Genomic DNA, 2,676 nt, shown 5'->3' with positions numbered 1-2,676 from the left:
GCGCTGCTGCGTGAGGCACGCGACGCAAGCGTCGACGCCACGCAAGCGCGGGAATGGACGCTGCGCGCTGTGTCCGCCGACCCCGGCATCTCAAGCCATGTGGCTGCGCCAGCGACCCATCACTTGTAGAACGCAGCGATCTGGGGGATGAATCTCTCCGGATTGCCGCCGACCAGATTCGTCAAGACGACGACGGCCAAGCCCTCGTCCGGATAAACGATGAAGGCCGCGCGGTTGCCGCCGATGCCGGCGACCTGCCTTTTCGGGCTTGAGGCGAGCACAGGCCAGCCGGCCGCCCAGCTGCCTTCGGCACCACTGCTCAGCTTCTCGGGTGTCCACATGCGCTGCGCGCTGGCCGCGCTGATGAACCGGCCACTGGACAGCGCGACGATCCAGTTCGCCAGCTCGGTGGCCGTCGTCTGGATGCCGCCTCCCGCATGGAGGCTGTAGGGCATGTCGTAGACCCAGTGAGACAGGCGATCGGCATCGTCCGGCGCGAGCGTTCTGCGGGGAAAGTGGCTGTAGATCGTTACAGCGTTCGCGACGAGGTCATAGCTGTCGCCGAACGTCGTCAGCGGCATGTCGGCCAGCGCGAACTGCCGCTCTTTCATGTAGCGCTCGTAGGGCATCTTGGCCTGCTTGACGATGATCTGAGCCAGCAGGCCGTAGTTGGTCTGGTTGTAGGAAAACTTCTCACCGGGCGGCGCTTCCATGGGTTGCTGCTTGACCGCCTTCCACATGGCCGCTTCAGTGCTGCCAGTGACGGGGCCGGGTTGATCGACGATGTCGGGCAGCCCCGACGTGTGTGCCAGCAACTGCCGCACGCGGATGGGCTGCCAAGCGCTCGGCAGGTCGTCGAGATAGCGGGATACGGGCGCCTCAAGATCCACGAGGCCGGCCTCGGCCAACTGCATCAACGCAACGCCTGTGAGCGGCTTGGTGCCGGAATTGAGCGGGAACAATGTCTTGGCCGTTGCGGGCACACGGTTTTCGACGTTGGCCCAGCCATAGCTTTCGGACAGCACGATCCGGCCATCCTTGACGACCGCAACCTGCAGCCCCGGTATGCGCCGTTCCTTCATCGTCTGTTGAATCAGGCGGCGCGTCTGATCGTTCGAGGATTCGATGGCATCAGCGGCGCGACCGAGGCCAGGCAGTGCCAAAAGCAATGCCGCCGTCAGGATGACGAGGGTCTCTCTTCCAAATTTCATAGGCTGTTCAGGACGGAGCGATGGTGAGTTGAGGTGCCGAACCTTGGGCAACCGCTCATCGTGAGGCAGCTTCCACGCGATGACATAAGTCAGAGAAGCTGGCGGTCGGCGCCTGACCCAACATCACACTGCGCCAGCAACCACTGCTCGAAGGCCTTGACCGCCGGGCGTGACTTGGCCGCCGGGTCGACGATGAGGCGATAGGCCCGCGCCGACGCGATGCCGGCGTCAAACGGCGTGACGAGCTGGCCGCTGGCCAGCAGCGCGTCCACCAGCGGCCGCCGGCCCAGCGCCACGCCCTGCCCCGCAATGGCGGCGGCGATGGCTTCGGAATAGCTCGAGAAGCTCAAGCGCGCCGCCGGCCGCAGATCGACCAGGCCCCAGGCACTCAGCCAGGGCTCCCATTCGGCCGGCATGCCGGCGCTGTCGCCGTCCATGGCCAGGTGCAGCAGCGTGTGCCGGGCCAGGTCGGGCGGCTCGCGCAGCGCCAGGCCCAGTTCGCCCACCAGCCGTGGGCTGCAGACCGGCACCATCGATTCGGCGAACAGCTGTTGGCCCTGAGCCGCGCCGACCGGGCTGTAGCGGATGGCGAGGTCAAAGCCCTCGCTGGCCAGGTTGCGGTTGCCCAGGCCGGCATCCAGGCGCACGTCGATGCCCGGGTGGGCACGGGTGAAGCCGGTCAGGCGCGGGATCAACCACAGCGACGCGAAGCCCGGCGTCGTCGTCAACGCCAGCATCTGGCGCTGGTGCGGCTCACGCACCGCACGCACGGCCACACGCAAGGTGTTCAAGGCCGTCGAGCAGGCGGCGTGCAGGCGCTGGCCATCCTCGGTCAGCGCCAGCGCCCGGTGGCGGCGCTCGAACAGCGTCACGCCGAGTTCGTCTTCCAGCGCGCGGATCTGCCGGCTCATGGCCGACTGCGTGATGAAGCGCTCTTCGGCAGCCTGGGTGAAGCTCAAATGCCGCGCCGCCGCCTCGAAGGCGGCCAGCAGCTGCAGCGGCGGGAGATGGTCTACGGGCTTTGTTGACATGCGCTGGCGGAATGCGAAGCCTTCCGAATGATCGTTTGTCGCCAAGGTGGCCAAGCGGCACTATCCGCGTCAGACGGCCGCAACGCAAGCATGCCAACCCGGCATGCCAGTCCGCCGCCCCAGGAGCACACCATGCTGATCGACGTCCCCCGCACCCGGCTGTTGMTGCAACGCGGCCAGATCTCGCGCCTGCCCGAAGCCCGCGCCACCCATCTGTGCAGCGCGTCCGGCACGCTGTGGATCACCATCGACCACGATTCGCGCGACATCGTGCTGGAACCCGGCCAGTGCTTTGTCGTGCAGACCGATGAGGCGGTCACCGTCAGCGCGCTGAGCGGCCCGGCGGTGCTGGACCTGAGGCCGGCGGCGACCGGAGCGCGGCAGTGAACACGCTGCTGGCGCCAGCGCCCGTCGCCACCGAGGCGCCCGAGCAT

At 67.3% G+C, this 2,676-nt stretch carries 3 protein-coding genes; 1 reads left to right on the top strand and 2 read right to left on the bottom strand.

The window, feature by feature from the left end; genetic code table 11:
* Window positions 1-119: 119 nt before the first annotated feature.
* Together AC1DU6_RS26445 and gcvA are read right to left on the bottom strand one after the other, a co-directional pair.
* Window positions 120-1,169: a serine hydrolase domain-containing protein gene (locus AC1DU6_RS26445; protein WP_477860755.1), complete on the bottom strand. Its 1,050-nt coding sequence runs from the start codon at window positions 1,167-1,169 to the stop codon at window positions 120-122.
* A 131-nt stretch (window positions 1,170-1,300) separates the two neighbouring features.
* A complete protein-coding gene (gene gcvA / locus AC1DU6_RS26440) occupies window positions 1,301-2,242 on the bottom strand; it encodes a transcriptional regulator GcvA (RefSeq protein ID WP_477860753.1) in 942 nt (313 codons plus the stop codon).
* 132 nt (window positions 2,243-2,374) lie between these two features.
* On the opposite strand from gcvA, the gene AC1DU6_RS26435 reads away from it, so the two are divergent.
* Window positions 2,375-2,629, top strand: coding sequence for a DUF2917 domain-containing protein (locus AC1DU6_RS26435; protein ID WP_477860751.1), 255 nt, complete (start codon window positions 2,375-2,377; stop codon window positions 2,627-2,629).
* Window positions 2,630-2,676: the final 47 nt, after the last annotated feature.

Source organism: Roseateles sp. P5_B10 (genome assembly GCF_056400485.1).
This window is presented reverse-complemented; position numbering and strand designations above follow the sequence as displayed.

Bases quoted from the DNA above. Each gene is read 5' to 3' on its own strand.
- gcvA (WP_477860753.1), bottom strand. From the start codon at position 2,242: ATGTCAACAAAGCCCGTAGACCATCTCCCGCCGCTGCAGCTGCTGGCC.